Source organism: Allobosea sp. 10N428, from assembly GCF_056394545.1.
This window is the reverse complement of sequence record NZ_JBFTIC010000002.1, coordinates 345,697-364,254: the sequence shown is the minus strand read 5'-3', so window position 1 is coordinate 364,254 and position 18,558 is coordinate 345,697. Positions and strand designations below refer to the sequence as shown.

The following is an 18,558-nucleotide window of genomic DNA, read 5'->3' as shown; positions in this document are numbered from 1 at the left end:
TTCCAGCGGCGTGGCCGGCCAGAGGCTGCCCAGCGGTTCAGGCCGACGCCGACACGTCGTGCTTGGTCGTCCCACGGATGACCGCCGGGTGGCGCTCGTACCAACCCTTGCTCCGGTTGACGATCGCGACCACCGACAGCATCACCGGCACCTCGATGAGAACTCCGACGACGGTCGCGAGCGCCGCGCCCGAGTTGAAGCCGAAGAGGCTGATTGCGGCTGCGACGGCGAGTTCAAAGAAGTTGCTCGCGCCGATCAGCGCGGAAGGTCCGGCGACGCAATGCGCCTCGCCGCTCATTCGGTTGAGCAGGTAGGCCAGGCCCGAGTTGAAATACACCTGGATCAGGATCGGCACCGCGAGCATCGCGATGATGAGCGGCTGTGCCAGGATCTGCTCGCCTTGGAAGCCGAAGAGCAGCACCAGCGTCGCCAGCAATGCCACCAGCGAGATCGGCGCGAGAATGCCGAGGAGGCGGTCTAGCGTGGCCGGTCCACCGCGCGCGAGGAGCTGTCGCCTCACGAACTGGGCCACGATCACCGGGATGACGATATAGAGAGCGACCGATAGCAGCAGGGTGTCCCAAGGCACGGTGATGGCCGAGAGGCCGAGCAACAGGGCCACGATCGGCGCGAAGGCTACGATCATGATCGCGTCGTTGAGGGCCACCTGGCTGAGCGTGAACAGGGGCTCGCCCTTTGTCAGATTCGACCAGACGAAGACCATCGCCGTGCAGGGCGCCGCAGCGAGGATGATCAGGCCTGCGATGTAGCTGTTGATCTGATCCGCCGGAAGGTAAGGCCGGAAGAGGCAGGAGATGAAGATCCAGCCGAGCGCGGCCATCGAGAAGGGTTTGACCGCCCAGTTGACGAAGAGGGTGACGCCGATGCCGCGCCAGTGGCGCCCGACCTCGCCCAGCGCCGCGAAATCGATCTTCAGCAGCATCGGCACGATCATCAGCCAGATCAGCACCGCCACCGGCAGGTTGACCTTGGCGATCTCAGCCGCGCCGATCGCCTGGAAGACGCCGGGCACAGCGTGGCCCAGCGCGATGCCCGCGACGATGCAAAGGCCGACCCAGAGGGTAAGATAGCGTTCGAAAGTCGACATGGCTCTCAGGCGGGGCGGGATGAATCGACGACCAACTCACCGTCTTCCTTGCGGAACTCGCCGAGCTGCGGGGACAAGAGGTCGAGCACCCGCTCGGACGGGCGACACAGCCGCACGCCCCTCGGCGTCACGACGAATGGTCGATTCAGGAGAATGGGGTGGGCTTCGATTGCGTCGAGCAGGGCTTCATCGCCGAGCGAGAGATCGTCCAGGCCAAGCTCGGCATAAGGCGTTCCCTTTTCGCGTAGCGCCTGGCGCAGCGTGAGACCGGCGCGATCGACGAGCTCGCGCACCATTCCGCGCGAGGGCGGTGTCGTCAGGTACTCGATGACGTGCGGCTCGACACCTGCATTCCGGATCATCGCGAGCGTGTTGCGGGAGGTCCCGCAATTCGGGTTGTGGTAGATGACGACATCCATCTGAAATGACTCCGGCACAGACGTTTTCCGTGCTCAGGCCGCAAGGCGCAAGCTGTGCAGCGAGGGAAGGGAGCGGCGCCGATCCGCAGCGGTCTAGGCGGTTTCCTCGATTTCGTTCGCCGTCGGCGAGGTCGCGCCGCAGGCCGAGACCGCCGCGCCCAGCGGTGCGCAGATCTCCGTCCGTCCGCCGCAGCAATCGTGCAGCAGAAAGGTGACGAGGCGCTGCACCGCTTCGAGGTTGGCGCGATAGATGATGGAGCGGCTCCGGCGTTCGGTGCGGACCAGCCCGGCCCGCGCCAGGACACCCAGATGCGACGACATGGTGTTCTGCGGCACGGCAAGGCGCCGCGCTATTTCTCCCGCGGGCAGACCTTCCGGCTCATGCTTCACCAGCAAGCGAAACACGTCGAGGCGGGTCTGCTGCGCGAGAGCTGCAAGGGCCAGAACGATCTGCGGTGATTCCATAAATCGAGGTTAGTGGATATATGGATGTTCTGCAAGCCGCCGCCGCTCGACCGCGGTCGGGCGGGGCAGGGGAATTCGTGTTCAGGCGTCCGACATCAAGGCGGCGGCGCGCTCGCCGACCATCATGGCCGGCGCGTTGATGTTGCCGGAGGGGATGGTCGGGAAGATCGAGGCATCCGCGACGCGCAAGGCGTCGATGCCGTGCAGCCGCAACCGGGCATCGACGACTGCATCGCGTGGGTCGGGGCCCATCCGACAGGTCCCGCAGGGGTGGAAGACCGAGTAGGCGTTCGCGCGGATGTCGGCGACATGCGCCTGCGCGTCGATGGCCTCCGGCCCCGGCCGGATTGCGGAATCGATCACGGCGGAGAGTGTGGGGGTCGCCGCGAGCCGGTGCAGGTAGCGGGCGCCCGCAAGAAGTTCGCCGAGATCCGGTGGCTCGGCGAGGTAGTTCGGCGCGATCTCCGGTGCGACGTGGGGATCGGGCGAGCGGATCGCGACATGGCCGCGGCTGAGTGGCCGGCAGGGCGAAACGCTGAGGCTGAAACCGGGAAAGAGGTCGGGCTTCATCAGGGCGCGCACACCGGGGATCGCGCGCTCATAGCTCAGCGGCGAGAAATAGAGCTGCATGTCCGGCCGTGGCAGCTCGGGTTTGGTGCGGAAGAAGCCGCCGCCCTGGTTGACGCTGAGCGCGAGGGGCCCGCGCCGCCGCAGCAGGTAGTTCGCGGCCATGCCGATGCGGGCCGGCCAGGATAAGAGCGCGTCGTTCAGGCTCGGAAGCTTCGAGCGGTAGACGTGATCGTAGCAGAGATGGTCCTGCAGGTTGCGGCCGACGGCTGGCAGGTCGAGCAGCGGCATGATGCCGTTTTGCTTCAACAGTTCCGCCGGGCCGATCCCCGACAGTTGCAGGAGTTGCGGCGTGTTGAAGGCACCGCCGGACAGGACGACTTCCCGGCGGGCGCGAAAGCGCAGGGTTTCGCCGCCGCGCCGGGCCTCGACGCCGACGGCGCGCCGGCCGTCGAACAGGATGCGCGTGACATGGGTGTCGGTTTGCAGCTTCACGCGCCCGCGCCGCCGCGCCGGATGCAGGAAGGCGCGTGCCGCCGATTCGCGTCGGCCCGCGCGCGTCGTGATCTGGTAGAAGCCCGCGCCCTCGCTGGTCGCGCCGTTCAGGTCCGGATTGAAGCGAAGGCCTGCTTCGCCGGCGGCCCTGACGAAAAGGGGTGTGAGCGGATGGACTTCTCCGGCGACATCCTCGACATGGAGCGGCCCGCCTGCGCCATGCCAGTCGGAGGCGCCCAGCGCATGGTCCTCGATGCGCTTGTAGGCGGCGAGCACCTCGGTCCAGCCCCAGCCGGGGTTGCCGAGCCGTTCCCAGGCGTCGAAATCCTCGGCCTGGCCACGAGCATAGACCATGGCATTGATCGCGCTGGAGCCGCCGACGATCTTGCCCCGCGGCTGGTAGATTTCGCGTCCGTTCAGTTCCGGCTGCGCCGTGGTCCGGTACATCCAGTTCAGGCGGGGATGGTAGAAGGTCTTGCCGTAGCCGATCGGCAGATGGACCCAGGGGCTGAGATCGCGCGGCCCGGCCTCGATCACCAGGACCGAACCTTGGCCGGCCTCCGCCAGCCGGCCGGCGAGCACGCACCCGGCCGAGCCCGCCCCGACGATGATCACGTCCCATTCCGTCAAGATGCTCGTCCTACCGATGCTTTGAGGGCGTATTGGCCAGCGTTTCCGCCTCCGCTCCTAGGAAGAATTGGGTCTCTCGCTAAGGGCCATTCCCGCTGAAACGCCAGTCCAGTTCTCGCCTGCGGCGAGGCTGTCGATGCTGCCGCGCAGGTCGCGCGCACCGGCCCGGATTTCCGCCGGCGTGAAGCCGCTGAAGCCGAGCACGAGACCGTCCCGCGCGACGGGTTCGAGGCAGAAGCGACTGATCGGCGCGACCGTCACGCCGCGACGGGCCGCTGCCTGTGTCAGTACGACGGCATCGAGCCCATCGCGGAGGTGGGCGACAGTATGCATGCCGGTCTGCGTGGGCACCACCTGCAGGTCCGGCGCCAGATATTCGCGCGCCGCTTGTTCCAGCGCCTGGTAGCGCTCCTGATAGAGCTTGCGCATGCGTCTCACATGCGTGGCGAAATGCCCCTCGACGATGAAGTCCGCAACGATGCCTTGCAGCGCCGTCGGCACGCCCGGCGAGAAGGCCTCGAGGCAGATGCCGATCTGCTCGACCAGATGCGGCGGCGCGACGAGGAAGCCGAGCCGCAGCGAGGGAAACAGCGTCTTCGAGAAGGTCCCGACATAGATCACCCGGCCGCTCCGGTCGATGCTGGTCAGCGTTGCCATCGGAGCGCCCTGGAAGCAGAATTCGCCGTCCCAATCGTCCTCGATGATCCAGGCTCCGTTGGCCTCGGCGGCGTCGAGCAAGGCGAGGCGCCGCTCCAGGCTCATCTTGGCGCCAAGCGGCTGCTGATGCGCAGGCGTCACGAAGGCGAGCCTGAATTCGGGCGCGCGGCGCAGTCCCTCCTCGACCACGAGGCCGGCCTCGTCGACCGGAACGGGCACGATCTCGACTCCCGACTGGATCATGCTGTTGCGCGCGCCGATCGCGCCGGGATCCTCGAACCAGACCTTGTCGCCGGGATCGAGCAGCGTGGCCGCGATCAGGTGGAAAGCTTGCTGAGCTCCCGCCACCACGAAGACCTGCTGCCATTCGCAGGCGATGCCGCGGTTGAGCCGCAGATGCGCGGCGATGGCCTGGCGCAGGGGCCGTGCACCGTGCGGATCGGGATAGCCGAGCACCTGATGGCGCGCCTTGCGCCAGTGCTTCCCGGAAAGCCGCGCCCATTGCGCCATCGGGAAGGCGTCGAAGGCCGGCATCGCCGTGGTGAAGGCGCGCGGCTGGTGCGGCAGGCGCGTGCCGAACAGCTTGGATGCCGTGTTCATCGCCTGCGCCAGTTTGACCCGTGCGGTGGGCGCCGCAACGGCCGCGGCGGCCGGAGCAGGGCGCTCGTTCGCCAGCGCCTGGCTGACATAGGTGCCGGAGCCGACGCGAGTCTCGATCAGCCCTTCGGCGGCGAGCCGCTCAAAACTCTCGACGATGGTGGTGCGGGCAACCCTGAATTCCTGCGCCAGCGTGCGCGTCGCCGGCAGGCGCTCGCCGACCTTGAGGGTGCCGCCGAGGATCAGTTCGCGCAAGCCCGCGCAGATCTGGACGCTGAGCCCATGCTCGCCCGCGCGGTCGAGCACGATCGACTGGAGCAGGGCGCCTTCCTCGCGTTTGACCATGGCGCCTCGTTTGAGAGTGGACTGTCAGTTTGACGAGAATGGACCTTGGGATCAGGCCAATTCAAGTCCCTCCTTGCGCCGAAGCTGTCCGCGGTTCGCCGGTCGGCGATCGCGAAACGGGACAGCGGCAGCGATGAAGATCACCCGGCTCGAAAGCTTCTCGACCCAGGACGTCGGCTTCGTCCGTGCGACATGCGAGGATGGCAGCCAGGGCTGGGGCCAGTTCTCGCCCTATAATGCCGACATCACCGCGACCGTCTTCCACCGGCAGGTGGCGCGCTGGGCCGTCGGCGAAGGCGCCTTCGCCGTCGACGAACTCGTCGCGACCATCGGCGAGCGCGAGCACAAGTTCCCCGGCTCCTATCTTTGCCGCGCCATGACGGGGCTCGATACGGCCCTATGGGACCTGCGCGGGCGGATCGAGCGGAAGAGCGTCTGCGAACTGCTCGGCGGCACGCCGCGTCCCTTCCCGGTCTACGCCTCCAGCATGAAGCGCGGCGAGATCACGCCGGAGGCGGAGGCCGAGCGCTTCCGGCGCCTGCGCGACGCCCACGGCTATCGCGCCTTCAAGTTCCGGGTCGGGCGGGAATGCGGCCGCGATATCGACGAATGGCCGGGGCGGACGGACGCGATCGTGCCGCAGATCAGGCGGGCGCTCGGCGCCGAGGCGACGCTGCTCGTCGATGCCAACAGCGGCTATTCGCCGGCCAAGGCCATTGCTGTGGGCAAGATGCTGCAGGATCACGGCATCGTCCATTTCGAGGAGCCTTGCCCCTATTGGGAGCATGCCTGGACGTGCGAGGTCCGCGACGCCCTCGATCTCGACGTGACCGGCGGCGAGCAGGACTGCGACCTCGCCGTCTGGCGCGCCATGATCGACGGCGGCGTGGTCGACGTCGTGCAGCCGGACATCTGCTATATCGGCGGCGTCGGGCGGATGCTGAAAGTGGCGCGCTGGGCCGAGGCCGCCGGCCTGCCGGTGACGCCGCATTCGGCCAATCAGTCTCTGGTGACGGTGTTCACGCTGCACGTCATGGGCGCGCTCGCCAATGCCGGGCCCTATATCGAGTTCTCCATCGAGGGACCGGATTATTACCCCTGGGAGCAGGGCCTTCTGCGCAACCCGCCGCAGGCGCGCGACGGCATGGTCGCGATCCCCGACGGGCCGGGCTGGGGCGTCGAGATCGAGCCGTCCTGGCTCGACAAGGCCGCCTATCAGGTCACGGAGATCGGCACGTGATCGTGGACCGCGCCGAGCTCATCGGCGAAGCCCAGCGGACGGGTACGCTCGCCGGCCTGCCGAGCGGGCATTTCATCGCCGGGCGCTTCGCCGAGTCCGTCTCCGGGCGGCGGATGGAGAGCTTCGATCCCGGTCGGGGCAAGGTTTTCGCCTCGGTCGCAGCCGGTGGTGCCGAGGATATCGACCGTGCGGTGGCGGCGGCGCGTAGGGCTCTCTCCGGCCCGTGGTCGCGTCTCGGCCCGGCCGCGCGGGGCGAAATTCTGATGCGCGCAAGCCGCCTGATCGCGGAGAGCTCGGCCCACTTCGCCGTGGTCGAGACCCTCGATTGCGGCAAGCGGCTCGTTGAGGCCGAGGGCGATGTCGGCGGCGTCGTGAAGGCCTTCGCCTATTATGCCGGCGCGGCCGACAAGCTGCATGGCGAGAGTATGCCGCTCGGCCCCGACCATGTCGGGCTGACGATCGAGGAGCCGGTCGGCGTCGCCGCCCAGATCGTGCCCTGGAACTACCCGCTCTCGACTGCCGCGCGCGGGATTGCGCCGGCGCTCGCCGCCGGCTGCTCACTCGTGGTCAAGCCAGCCGAGCAGACGCCTTTCACCACGCTCATGCTGGCGCAGTTGCTTGATGAGGCCGGTCTGCCGGAAGGCGTGCTCAATGTCGTCGCCGGGACCGGCACTGAGGCGGGCGCAGCCCTCGTCGCCCATCCCGGCATCGATCACATCACCTTCACCGGCTCGGTTGCGACCGGGCAGCGCGTGATGCGCGCCGCGGCCGAGCATGTCACCCGGCTCGTGCTGGAGCTTGGCGGAAAGTCTCCCCTCGTCGTGCTCGCCGATTGCGATATCGACGCGGCCGTTGCCGGGGTCATGGAAGCGATCTTCGAGAATGCCGGGCAGATCTGCTCGGCCGGCTCGCGCCTGATTGTCGAGGAAGCGATTGCGCAGCCCCTGCTCGAACGCCTCGTCGCAAGCGCGCAGGCGTTGCGGCCGGGCCATGGCCTGAGCGATGCCGGGATCGGGCCGATCAACTCGCCGGTGCAACTGGCGCGCGTCGATGCCCATGTCGGCCGCGCCCGCGCCGCCGGCAACCGCATCCTGACCGGAGGCGCAATAGTGCCGCCGGAGGATTGCGGTGGCGGCTGGTTCTATCAGCCGACCATCGTGCTCGCTGATGGCCCTGACGATCCCTTGGTGCAGGAGGAAATCTTCGGCCCGGTGCTGACGGTCCAGATCGTTGCGGATGTCGAGGCAGCGATCGCCGCCGCCAATGCCACCTCCTATGCGCTGGTGGCGGGCATCTACACGCGCGATCACGCCAAGGCCTGGCGTTTCGCAAGGGCGGTCGATGCTGGCCAGGTCTACATCAACGAGTTCTTTGCCGGCGGCATCGCGATGCCTTTCGGCGGCAATCGCAAGTCCGGCTTCGGTCGCGCCAAAGGCATGGCGGGCTTGCGCAGCTACTGCAAGCTCAAGAGTGTAGTGGCGCGAGTCTGATCCGGGGGGATGACGAAGACGATGCCGAGCGATCTGTTCGCGAGCGATTTCAAGGCTGCGCCCTATTGGTGGGATGAGGTGCCCCGGCCCGACCTGCCGCGGACCGAGCCCCCTGCACAGGCGGAGGTCGTCATCGTCGGCTCCGGCTATACCGGCCTGCAGGCGGCGCTCCAGACGACGCGTGGCGGGCGTCGTACCGTCGTGCTCGACGCGGAGGCCGCCGGCTTCGGCTGTAGTACCCGCAATGGCGGGCAGATCTCCACCAGCGTGAAGCCCGGCCATGCCGAGCTGGTTCGGCGCCATGGCGAGAAGCGCGCCTTCGCGATCATGCAGGAGGGCCGGAACTCCTTGCGCTTCATTGGCGACTTCGTCCGCGACGAGGAGATCGACTGCGATTTCGGCGTCGTTGGCCGTTTCCACGCGGCGCATGCGCCGGGCAAATATGAGGAGCTGGCCCGCAGTGCCGCAACCCAGCCGAAGGGGCTCGAAGTCGCCTGCCATGTCGTGCCGCGTTCAGAGCAGCGCACGGAGATCGGCTCCGATCTCTACCATGGTGGCGTCGTCTATGAGAGCCACGCCTCGATCAACCCGGCCCGCTACCATCAGGGGCTGTTGCAGCGCGTCGTCGCGGCCGGTGCCGAACTCGTGCCGTATTGCCCGGCGACGGGCATCGAGCGGATCGGGGAGGATTTCCTGGTCCAGACGCCGCGCGGCATGATCCGCACCCGCGACGTCGTCATCGCCACCAACGGGTATACGGGGCCGCTGACCGGCTGGCTGCGCCGCCGCGTCATCCCGATCGGCAGCTATGTCATCGCGACCGAGGCGCTGGATCCGGGGCTGGTCGACAGGCTGATCCCGCGCAACCGCATCGTCAGCGACACCCGCAAGGTGGTCTATTACTATCGCGCCTCGCCGGACAGGCGGCGGATCATCTTCGGCGGCCGCGTCTCGCTGAGCGAGACCGATCCGCGCCGCAGCGGGCCGAAATTGCACGCCGCCATGAGCGGGATATTCCCGGAGCTCGCGGTCAGCAAGATCAGCCATTCCTGGTGCGGCTTCGTCGCCTACAGCTTCGACGAGCTGATGCATATCGGCCGCCATGACGGGATGCACTATGCGATGGGCTATTGCGGCTCGGGCGTCGGCATGGCGAGCTATCTCGGCATGCGGCTCGGCCAGCAGGTGCTCGGCCTGGCCGAAGGCAAGACCGCCTTCGACGGCCTGCCCTTCCAGACGCGCCCCTTCTACAGCGGCAATCCGTGGTTCCTCGCGCCTTCGGTGCTCTACTACAACCTGCTCGATCGAATGGCCCGCTGACGCAGCTGGAGTGGCCGCCCCGAATTCTCAGAGTGGACCTTATCGCCAGACCAATTTTGCCGAACTCTGCATAAGGCAGGGAGGGTGGACGCCGTTTGCCGGGCCAACCGCGCTCACATTGCCAGGGAACGCACTGAACAAGAACGCATCGTTCAAAGGGAGAACCGACACATGCCGCGCCAGCCGATGACGCCGACGAGAACCGCCCTGGCCCTCATCCTGGGCCTGCTGAGCGCTGCGCCCGCTTTGGCGCAGGAACTGACCGTCGTCTCCTTCGGCGGCTCCTATCAGGAGGGGCAGAGCAAGGCGTTGTTCCAGCCCGCCGCCAAGGCGCTGGGCATCAAGATCAAGGAGGAGACCTATACCAGCATCGCCGATCTGCGCCTCAAGGTGAAGGCCGGCGCCGTGACCTGGGACGTCGTCGCCAGCGGCTCGGGCAGCGCGGCCCGCGCCGGCGCCGAGGGCATCCTGGAGAAGCTCGACTACAAGGTGATCGACACCTCGAATTTCCTGCCCGGCACGGCGCAGGATTATTGCGTGGGCGGTGACGTGTTCTCGACCGTGCTCGCCTGGAACACCAAGACCTATGGCCAGAACGGCCCGCAGAGCTGGGCCGATTTCTGGGACGTCAAGAAATTCCCCGGCAAGCGTTCCTATCGCAAGGGCGTCGCCGGCGCGCTGGAGCCGGCGCTGATGGCCGATGGCGTTCCCGCGGACAAGGTCTACGAGGTCCTGTCCCAGCCCGGCGGCATCGAGCGCGCGATCAAGAAGATCCGCGAGCTCAAGCCCCATATTGCGGTCTGGTGGAGTTCGGGCGCGCAGCATGCCCAGCTGATGAAGGACGGCGAGGTCGACATGATCACCGGCTGGAACGGCCGTTTCGACGTCGCCGCCAAGGACGGCGCAAAGGTCGCCTATACCTTCAACCAGGGCCTGCTCGACTATGACTGTTTCGCGGTCGCCAAAGGCGCGCCGAACAAGAATCTGGCGATGAAATTCCTCGCCGAGATCAGCAAACCGCAATACCAGGCCGAGTTCACGAAATACATCACCTACGGCCCGACCAACAACAAGGCCTATGAGGGCGGCGCGATCGACGCGGCCTATGCCAAGACGCTGCCGTCCCATCCAGACAATGCCGGCAAGCAGCTGACGATCGATCTGGACTGGTACATCAAGTACGAAGCCCAGGCCTCCTCCGCCTACCAGAACATGCTGACCGAATGAGGCTGGCCGGCGATCGCGAGCGGCCGCGCGATGCGGCCGCTCCAGTACCGGGTTCCGCGACGGCCCTGCCGATCGCGGTCCGCCGGTTGAGCAAGGCCTATGGCGCCGTGCCGGTTCTGGACGAGATCGATCTCGATGTCCGGCCCGGCGAGTTCCTGACCCTGCTCGGCCCGTCCGGCTCGGGCAAGACGACACTGCTGATGGCGATCGCCGGCTTCCTGCGGCCCGACAAGGGCAGCATCCGCTTCGGCGAGCGTGAGGTCGTTCGTCTCGCGCCGCACAAGCGCGAGATCGGCATGGTCTTCCAGAACTACGCGCTGTTCCCGCATATGGATGTCGCTGGTAATGTCGGCTTCCCCTTGCGGCTGCGGCGCCTGCCGGCGGCCGAGACCGCGCGTCGGGTCGAGGCGGCGCTGGAGATGTTCCAGCTCGGGGGCTTCGGCAGCCGCCGTATCGACCAGCTCTCCGGCGGCCAGCGCCAGCGCGTCGCGCTCGCCCGCGCCATCGTCTTCGAGCCGCGCATCATCCTGATGGACGAACCGCTCTCGGCTTTGGACAAGCAGTTGCGCGAGCGCATGCAGATCGAGTTGCGCCAGCTCCATGAGCGCCTTGGCACGACCACCGTCTATGTCACGCACGACCAGCGCGAGGCGTTGACCATGTCGGACCGCGTCGCCATCCTCGACCGCGGCCGCATCGCGCGCATCGATACGCCGCGCGCGATCTATGACGATCCCCGCAGCCGCTTCGTCGCCGAGTTCATCGGCGAATCCTCCTTCCTCGACGTCGCGGTGACCGACGGCGCCGCCAGAGCCGGCGGTGCGACCATCCGCGCCAAGAACCTGCCGATGCAGCACGGGCGCTGCACGATGGTGCTGCGGCCGGAGCGTCTGCATCGGCTGGGGCCAGGGGAGGGCGAGGGGATGAACTGCTTCGACGGCCGCGTGACCGGCGCCGTCTACCAAGGCGACACGCTGCTGCTGCAGGCGGCGCTCGGCGACGGCAGCCCGGTTGCGCTGCGCCTGACGACGCGCGGCGGCGAGGGGCCGCCGCCTGCACCCGGGACGCCCATCCGCATCGGCATCGCCGTCTCCGACACCGTGCTGCTGCCGGGCGAGGCGCGGGGCGCGCCGTGACGACCGCTGGCACTTTCGCGTCCGCCGGCCCGGCCGGGGATGACCACGCCGCAGGCTTGCGGCGCGACCAGTGGCGCGAGCGCATGGGGCTGGCGGGCCTGGCCGCGCCCGCGCTCCTGCTCGTCACCATCACCATGCTCGTTCCGGTCGGCTGGCTGTTCGGCCTGTCATTCCTCGACGATAGCGGCGCGCTGAGCCTTGAGAATTACCGGCGCATGCTGGCCGAGCCCTCCTATGGCCGGACCTTCCTGACCACCTTCGAGATCAGCCTCGCAACCACGCTGATCTGCATCATGCTCGGCTATCCCCTGGCCTATTTCCTGTCGCAGCTGCCGCGACGGGCCGCCAATCTCTGCATGATCGCGGTGCTCCTGCCGTTCTGGACGTCGCTTCTGGTGCGTACCTATGCCTGGCTCGTGCTGCTCCAGCGCAGCGGGCTGGTGAACACATGGGGCATGAAGCTCGGCCTCTGGAGCGAACCTTTGCAACTCGTGCACAATCTCGGCGGAACTCTGATCGGCATGGTCCATATCATGCTGCCCTTCATGGTCCTGCCGCTCTACGGCACGATGCGCGCGATCGACCGCAACCTGCTGCGCGCTGCCGCCAGCCTCGGCTCGACGCCGGTCCATGGCTTCTGGACGGTGTTCTTTCCGCTCTCGCTGCCGGGGCTCGCGGCTGGCGCCTCGCTCGTCTTCGTGCTCTGCCTCGGCTTCTACGTGACGCCCGCCATGCTCGGCGGCGGCAAGGTAACGATGGTCTCGAACCGCATCGCCAACGATATCGAACTCTTCTTCAATTGGGGTGCTGCGAGCGCGCTCGGCGTCGTGCTCCTGGTGATCACGCTCGCCGCGCTGGTGCTGGCGGCGCGCCTGTCGCGCGGTGCCGGCCTGTTCGGGGCAGGGCACTGAGATGAGCTGGCTCGATCGTCCCGCCAGCGACACGCAGATCAGCCATCGCGCGCGCCTCTGGCTCTATGGGCTCGGCGCGCTGGTCCTGGCCTTCCTGGCCATACCGACGCTGATCGTCATCCCGATGTCCTTCTCCCAGTCGCAATATCTGGAGTTCCCGCCGCGGGAATGGTCGCTGCGCTGGTACGAGGCTTATTTCTCCTCATCGAGCTGGATGGCGGCGACCGCGACCTCCTTCAAGGCCGGCTTCTGCACGGCGCTGCTTGCGACGCCACTAGGCACGCTCGCGGCCTATGGCCTGCACGCCTCGCGACTGCGCTTCGCCGGGCTTGCGATCCTTGCGCTGCTGACGCCGACGATCGTGCCGGTCATCCTCGTCGGCATCGCGCTGTTCTATGCCTATGTGCAGCTCAAGATGGTCAATTCTTTCCTCGGCATCGTGCTGGCGCATACGATGCTGGCGGTGCCGATCGTCATGATGATCGTGGGCTCGGCCCTGAAGAGCTTCGATCTCGATCAGGAGCGCGTCGCGCGCAGTCTTGGCGCCACGCGGACGCAGGCCTTCCTGCAGGTGACCGCCCCCCAGATCGGTTTCGCCCTCGTCACCTCCGCGGTCCTGTCGTTCCTGACCTCCTTCGACGAGGTCGTCGTTGCGCTGTTCGTCTCGGGCGGCGACAATGCGACTCTGACGCGGATGATGTTTTTGGCGCTGCGCGATCAGATCGACCCGACCATCGCGGCGATCTCGACGATCATGATCGTGATGACGTCGCTGCTGCTGGCCGTGTCGCAGTTCGTCGGCAAACGGGACGTCTAGCGATCGTGCGGCTCGTGCGAAACCGCATGCCTGTCCGCGATCCCTTCACATCCGCATGGTCGACGTCATCCCATCGGAAGGCGAGAATTCGCTCCGAAGCCGTCCTCGATCGAGAACTGCCGGCCGCGAGACCGGCCCTGGCGCCGAGGCAGACCGTCCACTAACAATCGCATCGGGCCGGTCGGGTGGGGGGCGGGTCAAACCCGGATCACTCCCGTTCGTGCGCCAGTGTGATTCCAGAACCTGGTCCGGCCTAAAACAAGATTGAGCAGCAGGGGCTATTCTCGGCAACACAGGCGCTGACAGGTCTAGGGATGGATACTTCTACGCTTCAAATTGTCCATAGGGTGATGAGCGAACGGAGCATCCGGGGCACTGCCCGGGTGATGAGGAAGCCGGTTTCGAGCATTGCCGCGGCGGTCGACCGGCTTGAGAGCGAGATTTCGGTGCCGCTTGTGCAGAAGGCCGGGACGAGCGTTGTCCTGACCCTCGAGGCTGAGAGGCTTTCTCCTGCCATCAAGCAGCTCGCCGACCACGTCCAGGACATCATGGCGATCGGCAATCGGCGCGACATTTCGCTGAGCCTGAGCGCGTTGACCCGCTTTGCGCATGTCGCCGAAACCGGCAGCATCCGCCGGGCGGCCAAGTCTCTTGGGCTGGGCCAACCCCAGCTTGCCCGCCAGATCGCGCATGTCGAAGCGACGCTCGGCTGTCGTCTGCTCAATCGCCACGTCGCCGGCTCGACGATGACGGAGGCGGGAAAGCGGCTGGTAAGGTCGACACGCGCTCTCGAAGCGATATGGAGCGAACTTGCACATTCGGCCGCCGGACGTTCCCGCCGCAGTGCCGCGACGATCCGGCTCGGCTCGATCATCCCCATGGGCCACGACAGCTTCGTCGCCACGCTGCTCGCCTCGCTCGTCGCGACCTGGATGAACGACAAGCCCCGCCAACCCCTGCTGGTGGCCAGCACGACGACCGAAGGGCTCATCGCCGGCCTGAAGAGCGGCACCTACGATGCGGTTCTCCTGAACAGCGTCACCGTCCCGACGGATTTCGATAGCTATCTGATCGCCCGGTCGCCGCTGTCGCTCGTTGGTCCGTCGGAGGTCATCGAACTGGGGGAGGGCAGGGACGACCTGGCCAGGATCGTGCTTGGCTCACCCATCGCCGTCCCGAGCCCAAGGAGCGGGCTACGCCAGATCATCAATCGCCTGCTGGCTGAAACCCTCACCGAAACCGAGCTCGACAGGCTGAAGGTGATCGAGCTGGATTCGATGCCCGTCATCATCAATCTGGTTCTGCATCACGGGGCTGTTTCGGTCCTGCCGTCGGAATCGGTCGCCCGAATCCGCGGCGACTTGCGCCAAATCCCGCTGCCTTCCGAATTGGCTCTGCCTTATTGGCTCGTCTGCGGCAAGAACGAGAGTGGACGCCAGACCGCCCGCGCCATCCTGAAGGTGCTCGCGGGGCTGGGCTATGGCGACAAGGCGAAATAGCGCCAGCAGTTTGGGAGGTACGATCGGCATCGCCGTGGGAGCGGACGGCTGCGCATTTCGCCCTATCGTTCGGACATAGTGATTAGAACGATCTTCCCTTCCAATTGGCGATTTTCGAAATTTTTCCCAATGCTGCGCCGAACTATACTCTTTTCATCTAAGTAGCTGATATTGCTCGAAAATGAATCGAAACATGGGCCGCGATGGTGCATACCGTACGCTAGTCTGCAGATTCTGGGATATCCCAAAACATATACACCTTGACGCGAGGTCATAGGGGCCTTCTCAGCGGTCGGAAGCTGTGCTTGGCTACCCCGATAAGAAGACCTTCAGGGGAACCAATGCGTATCATAACTGCCCGCGAGGCGGCCGCTCGGCTGCGCGATGGGATGAGCGTTGCTGTCTCCGGTTTCGGAGGATGCTGCCATCCCGAGGCGATCACCGCCGCGGTCGAGGACAGGTTCCTCGCCGAAGCCGCGCCTCGCAACCTGACCCTGCTTTTTGCCGCCAGTGCCGGCGACCGCAAGACCCGCGGGATGGGCCATTTTGGCTATGAGGGGCTGGTCAAGCGCGTCATAGCCGGCGGCTGGCGCGGAACCCCGCGTCTCGGCAATCTCGCCCTCGAAGAGAAGATCGAAGCCTATTGCTGGCCCCAAGGGGTCATCGCCCAGCTGTATCGGGCGATTGCCGCCGGCCAGCCGGGCGTCATCACCCATATCGGGCTGGGCTCGTTCATGGACCCGAACAGCGGCGGCGGGCGGATGAACGCCTCGACGCGCGAGACCCTCGTCGAGCGCGTGTCCCTGCGCGGCCGGGACTGGCTGCTCTACCCGTCCATGCCACTCGACTGCGTGATGCTGCGTGGCACGACGGCCGACGAGGACGGGAACGTTACGATGGAGGACGAAGCGTTTCCGCTCGACGTGCTGGCGATGGCCCAGGCAGGGCGCAATTCCGGCGGCGTCGTGATGGTGCAGGTCAAGCAGGTCGCCCGGCGCGGTTCGCTGGCGCCCGGCGATGTGCGCATTCCCGGCACCCTGGTCGACTATGTCGTGGTTTGCGAGGATCCGGCCCAGCACGGCATCAGCTTCGGCGAGACCGACAACCCCTCCTATACCGGCCGGTTGCAAGCCGCCGCCGGCAGTCTCGAGCCGCTTGCGCTGTCGGTGGACAAGGTCATCCAACGCCGCGCCTTCCAGGAACTGCTCGGGCTCGATCGCCCGGTCATCAATCTCGGCATCGGCATCCCGGCTGGCATCGGACGGATCGCCAGCGAAGAGGGGCTCGACGGCTATACGGTCACCATCGAATCCGGTGTCATCGGCGGCGTGCCCGCCGAGGAACTGTCGTTCGGCGCTGCGATCAATCCATCGTCGGTGATCCCGCAGGCATCCCAGTTCGACTTCTACGACGGCGGCGGCCTCGACATCGCTTTCCTCGGCATGGCCGAAGTGGACGTGCGCGGAGCGGTCAACGTCAGCCGCTTCGGCAAGTCGATCGTCGGCGTCGGTGGTTTCACCAACATTTCACAGACGGCGCGCCGCATCGTCTATGTCGGCGCGTTCTCGACCGGCGGCACCGAGATCGAGATCCGCGACGGCAGGCTCGCCATCGTGAACGACGGGCGGCTGTGCAAGATCGTCGACCGGGTGGCGCAGGTCAGCTCCGACCCAACCTTCGCGCCCGCCGGGCAGGCACAGATCGTCGTCACCGAACGGGCGGTCTTAAAGGTCCTGGACGGCCGGCTGACCCTGACCGAAGTGGCGCCCGGCATCGACGTCAGGAAGCATGTCCTCGAGCGGCTGCCGGACGGCGTCGCGATCGCCGATCACCTCGCAACGATGGATGCCCGTCTCTACTCGACGCGTGCAATGAAGGACTTCGCCGCATGAACATTCGCGAGGCAGTTGTCATCGTCACCGGTTCGGCCACGGGCGTCGGCGCGGCCGCCGTCCGGCAGTTCGCCGAGCGGGGCGCGCGCGTCGCGGTCAACTACAACCGCAGCAAGGCCGAGGCCGACGAGACCGCCGATGCCTGCCGGGCGCTCGGCTCCGAGGTCATCGTGGTGCAGGGTGACGTCGCCGATGACGGCGCCTGCCGGGCCATGGTCGGCGCGGTCGTAGAGCGCTGGGGTCGGCTGGACGCACTGGTCAACAACGCCGCCATGACGGTGAAGTCGAATCCCTTCGACCTGGAAACCCTGTCCGCCGGCGACTTCCACGACGTCTTCGCCGTCAACGTCATCGGTGCCTACCAGATGTGCAGGGCGGCGATCCCGCCGATGCGGGCCAGCGGCGGCGGCGCCATCGTCAACGTCTCCTCCAATGTCGCCTTCACCGGGGGCGGCAGCTCGCTCGCCTACACCGCGTCGAAGGGTGCGCTGAATGCGCTGACCCTGGCGCTGGCGCGCACCTGTGGGCCGGACATCCGGGTCAACGCGGTCTGCCCCGGCGTGATCGACACGCGCTGGATGCGCCAGACGCTCGGCACGGAGGCCTATTCGGCGCTGGCACAGCGGTTTTCCGAGACGGCGCCACTGGGCCGCGTCGCCACGCCCGACGATGTCGCCGGCGCCGTGGTGTGGCTGGTCGAGGGCGCCGGCTTCGTCACCGGAGAATTGCTGTCGGTCGATGGCGGGGTGCGGCTGGGCGGCGGCGTGCGCAAGCAGGCGCCGCGCATGGGTGACGGTTCGTGAGCCTTCCTGCCGGCTCGATCCTGGATTTCGCCATCCCCGAGACGCGCCAGACGGTCACGGCGAGGGACGCGATCCTCTACGCCCTGTCCGTGGGTTACGGCGGCGCACCGCTGGACCCGGCGCATCTGCGCTTCCTTTACGAGGCCGATCTGGCGACGGCGCCGACGCTCGCCAACGTCGTGGCGCATGCGGGCCCATGGATGAAGCAGGTGGGCGTCGACTGGAGCCAGGTCGTGCACGCCGAGCACCGCCTGACCATCCATCGCCCGATGCCGCTCGACACGCCGCTGGTGTCGCATTCGAGCAGCCTGTCGGTGGTCGACCGGGGTGCCGGCAAGGGCATGTTCGCGGCATTCGAACGCGTCGTGTCGAACGAGGCGACCGGCGAGGCGGTGGCGTCGATCGTGCAGACCAACGCCTGCCGGGGCGATGGCGGCTGTGGCTCCGCCGGTACGCCGCCCGAACCGCTGCCGCCGGTGCCCAATCGGCAACCCGACGTCTCCTGCCAGTTGGCCGTTGCCGAGGACGCGGCGCTTCTCTACCGGCTGAACGGCGATCTCAATCCCTTGCACGTCGATCCCGCGGCGGCCGAAAGGGGCGGTTTCCGCCGGCCCATCCTGCACGGGCTATGCACGTTCGGACATGCCGGCTACGCGCTGTCGCGGATGGCCTCCGGCTCCGGGCTTGCCGCGCTCGCCGCGATTGCCGCCCGCTTCACGGCACCGGCGTTTCCGGGGGACACGCTGGAATTCCAGATGTGGCGCTCCGGCCAGGACATCCGCTTCCGATGCATCGCGTCGTCGCGCGGCGCGACGGTTCTCGACAACGGCGTGGCGCGGCTCGCATGACCAGCCAATTTCCCTATTCGGTTCGAGAAGCGCCGCCTCCGAGCCCATTCAGCGAAGACGGACGGCGGCAGCCTCCGGCGGAAAGAAACGAG

The 18,558-nt window shown here is 67.0% G+C and carries 16 protein-coding genes; 11 read left to right on the top strand and 5 right to left on the bottom strand.

The features are described 5' to 3' along the window. Nucleotides 1-37: 37 nt before the first annotated feature. The 5 genes from arsB to pdxR form a co-directional block, all read right to left on the bottom strand. A complete protein-coding gene (arsB, locus tag AC1DDA_RS08165; RefSeq protein WP_476795382.1) occupies nucleotides 38-1,108 on the bottom strand; it encodes an ACR3 family arsenite efflux transporter in 1,071 nt (356 codons plus the stop codon). 5 nt (nucleotides 1,109-1,113) lie between these two features. After that, nucleotides 1,114-1,527 carry an arsenate reductase (glutaredoxin) gene (gene arsC, locus AC1DDA_RS08160; protein WP_476795381.1) on the bottom strand — a complete coding sequence of 138 codons (414 nt, stop codon included), beginning with the start codon at nucleotides 1,525-1,527 and terminating at the stop codon, nucleotides 1,114-1,116. Nucleotides 1,528-1,620: 93 nt separating this feature from the next. Beyond that, nucleotides 1,621-1,992 (bottom strand): ArsR/SmtB family transcription factor, encoded by a 372-nt coding sequence (locus tag AC1DDA_RS08155; protein WP_476795380.1) that lies wholly within the window; start codon nucleotides 1,990-1,992, stop codon nucleotides 1,621-1,623. Between the two features lie 81 nt (nucleotides 1,993-2,073). Continuing rightward, on the bottom strand, nucleotides 2,074-3,684 hold the full coding sequence (locus AC1DDA_RS08150) for a GMC family oxidoreductase (RefSeq protein WP_476795379.1): 1,611 nt from the start codon (nucleotides 3,682-3,684) through the stop codon (nucleotides 2,074-2,076). A 57-nt stretch (nucleotides 3,685-3,741) separates the two neighbouring features. Beyond that, on the bottom strand, nucleotides 3,742-5,283 hold the full coding sequence (pdxR, locus tag AC1DDA_RS08145; RefSeq protein ID WP_476795378.1) for a MocR-like pyridoxine biosynthesis transcription factor PdxR: 1,542 nt from the start codon (nucleotides 5,281-5,283) through the stop codon (nucleotides 3,742-3,744). 133 nt (nucleotides 5,284-5,416) lie between these two features. Between pdxR and AC1DDA_RS08140 the strand changes: the two genes are divergently transcribed. The 11 genes from AC1DDA_RS08140 (at nucleotide 5,417) to AC1DDA_RS08090 (ending at nucleotide 18,466) form a co-directional block, all read left to right on the top strand. After that, entirely contained in the window at nucleotides 5,417-6,523 is a 1,107-nt protein-coding gene (locus AC1DDA_RS08140; protein WP_476795377.1) for a mandelate racemase/muconate lactonizing enzyme family protein, read from the top strand. Further along, entirely contained in the window at nucleotides 6,520-8,013 is a 1,494-nt protein-coding gene (locus AC1DDA_RS08135; protein ID WP_476795376.1) for an aldehyde dehydrogenase family protein, read from the top strand. The genes AC1DDA_RS08140 and AC1DDA_RS08135 overlap by 4 nt, the downstream gene beginning before the upstream one ends. A gap of 9 nt (nucleotides 8,014-8,022) precedes the next feature. Next, nucleotides 8,023-9,333 carry an NAD(P)/FAD-dependent oxidoreductase gene (locus tag AC1DDA_RS08130; RefSeq protein WP_476795375.1) on the top strand — a complete coding sequence of 437 codons (1,311 nt, stop codon included), beginning with the start codon at nucleotides 8,023-8,025 and terminating at the stop codon, nucleotides 9,331-9,333. 171 nt (nucleotides 9,334-9,504) lie between these two features. Then, a complete protein-coding gene (locus AC1DDA_RS08125; protein ID WP_476795374.1) occupies nucleotides 9,505-10,560 on the top strand; it encodes an ABC transporter substrate-binding protein in 1,056 nt (351 codons plus the stop codon). Beyond that, on the top strand, nucleotides 10,557-11,696 hold the full coding sequence (locus AC1DDA_RS08120; protein ID WP_476795373.1) for an ABC transporter ATP-binding protein: 1,140 nt from the start codon (nucleotides 10,557-10,559) through the stop codon (nucleotides 11,694-11,696). The genes AC1DDA_RS08125 and AC1DDA_RS08120 overlap by 4 nt, the downstream gene beginning before the upstream one ends. Then, the gene (locus tag AC1DDA_RS08115) at nucleotides 11,693-12,607 is read left to right on the top strand and encodes an ABC transporter permease (RefSeq protein ID WP_476795372.1); all 915 of its coding nucleotides are present in this window, start codon (nucleotides 11,693-11,695) and stop codon (nucleotides 12,605-12,607) included. Before AC1DDA_RS08120 ends, AC1DDA_RS08115 begins: the two co-directional genes overlap by 4 nt. Before the next feature lies 1 nt (nucleotide 12,608). Next, a complete protein-coding gene (locus AC1DDA_RS08110; protein WP_441513157.1) occupies nucleotides 12,609-13,424 on the top strand; it encodes an ABC transporter permease in 816 nt (271 codons plus the stop codon). Nucleotides 13,425-13,738: 314 nt separating this feature from the next. Beyond that, nucleotides 13,739-14,923, top strand: a complete 1,185-nt coding sequence (locus AC1DDA_RS08105; RefSeq protein ID WP_476795371.1) for a LysR family transcriptional regulator — start codon at nucleotides 13,739-13,741, stop codon at nucleotides 14,921-14,923. A 341-nt stretch (nucleotides 14,924-15,264) separates the two neighbouring features. Then, a complete protein-coding gene (locus AC1DDA_RS08100; protein ID WP_476795370.1) occupies nucleotides 15,265-16,815 on the top strand; it encodes an acyl CoA:acetate/3-ketoacid CoA transferase in 1,551 nt (516 codons plus the stop codon). Beyond that, nucleotides 16,812-17,618 (top strand): SDR family NAD(P)-dependent oxidoreductase, encoded by an 807-nt coding sequence (locus tag AC1DDA_RS08095; RefSeq protein WP_476795369.1) that lies wholly within the window; start codon nucleotides 16,812-16,814, stop codon nucleotides 17,616-17,618. Before AC1DDA_RS08100 ends, AC1DDA_RS08095 begins: the two co-directional genes overlap by 4 nt. Then, the gene (locus AC1DDA_RS08090) at nucleotides 17,615-18,466 is read left to right on the top strand and encodes a MaoC/PaaZ C-terminal domain-containing protein (protein WP_476795368.1); all 852 of its coding nucleotides are present in this window, start codon (nucleotides 17,615-17,617) and stop codon (nucleotides 18,464-18,466) included. Before AC1DDA_RS08095 ends, AC1DDA_RS08090 begins: the two co-directional genes overlap by 4 nt. Nucleotides 18,467-18,558: the final 92 nt, after the last annotated feature.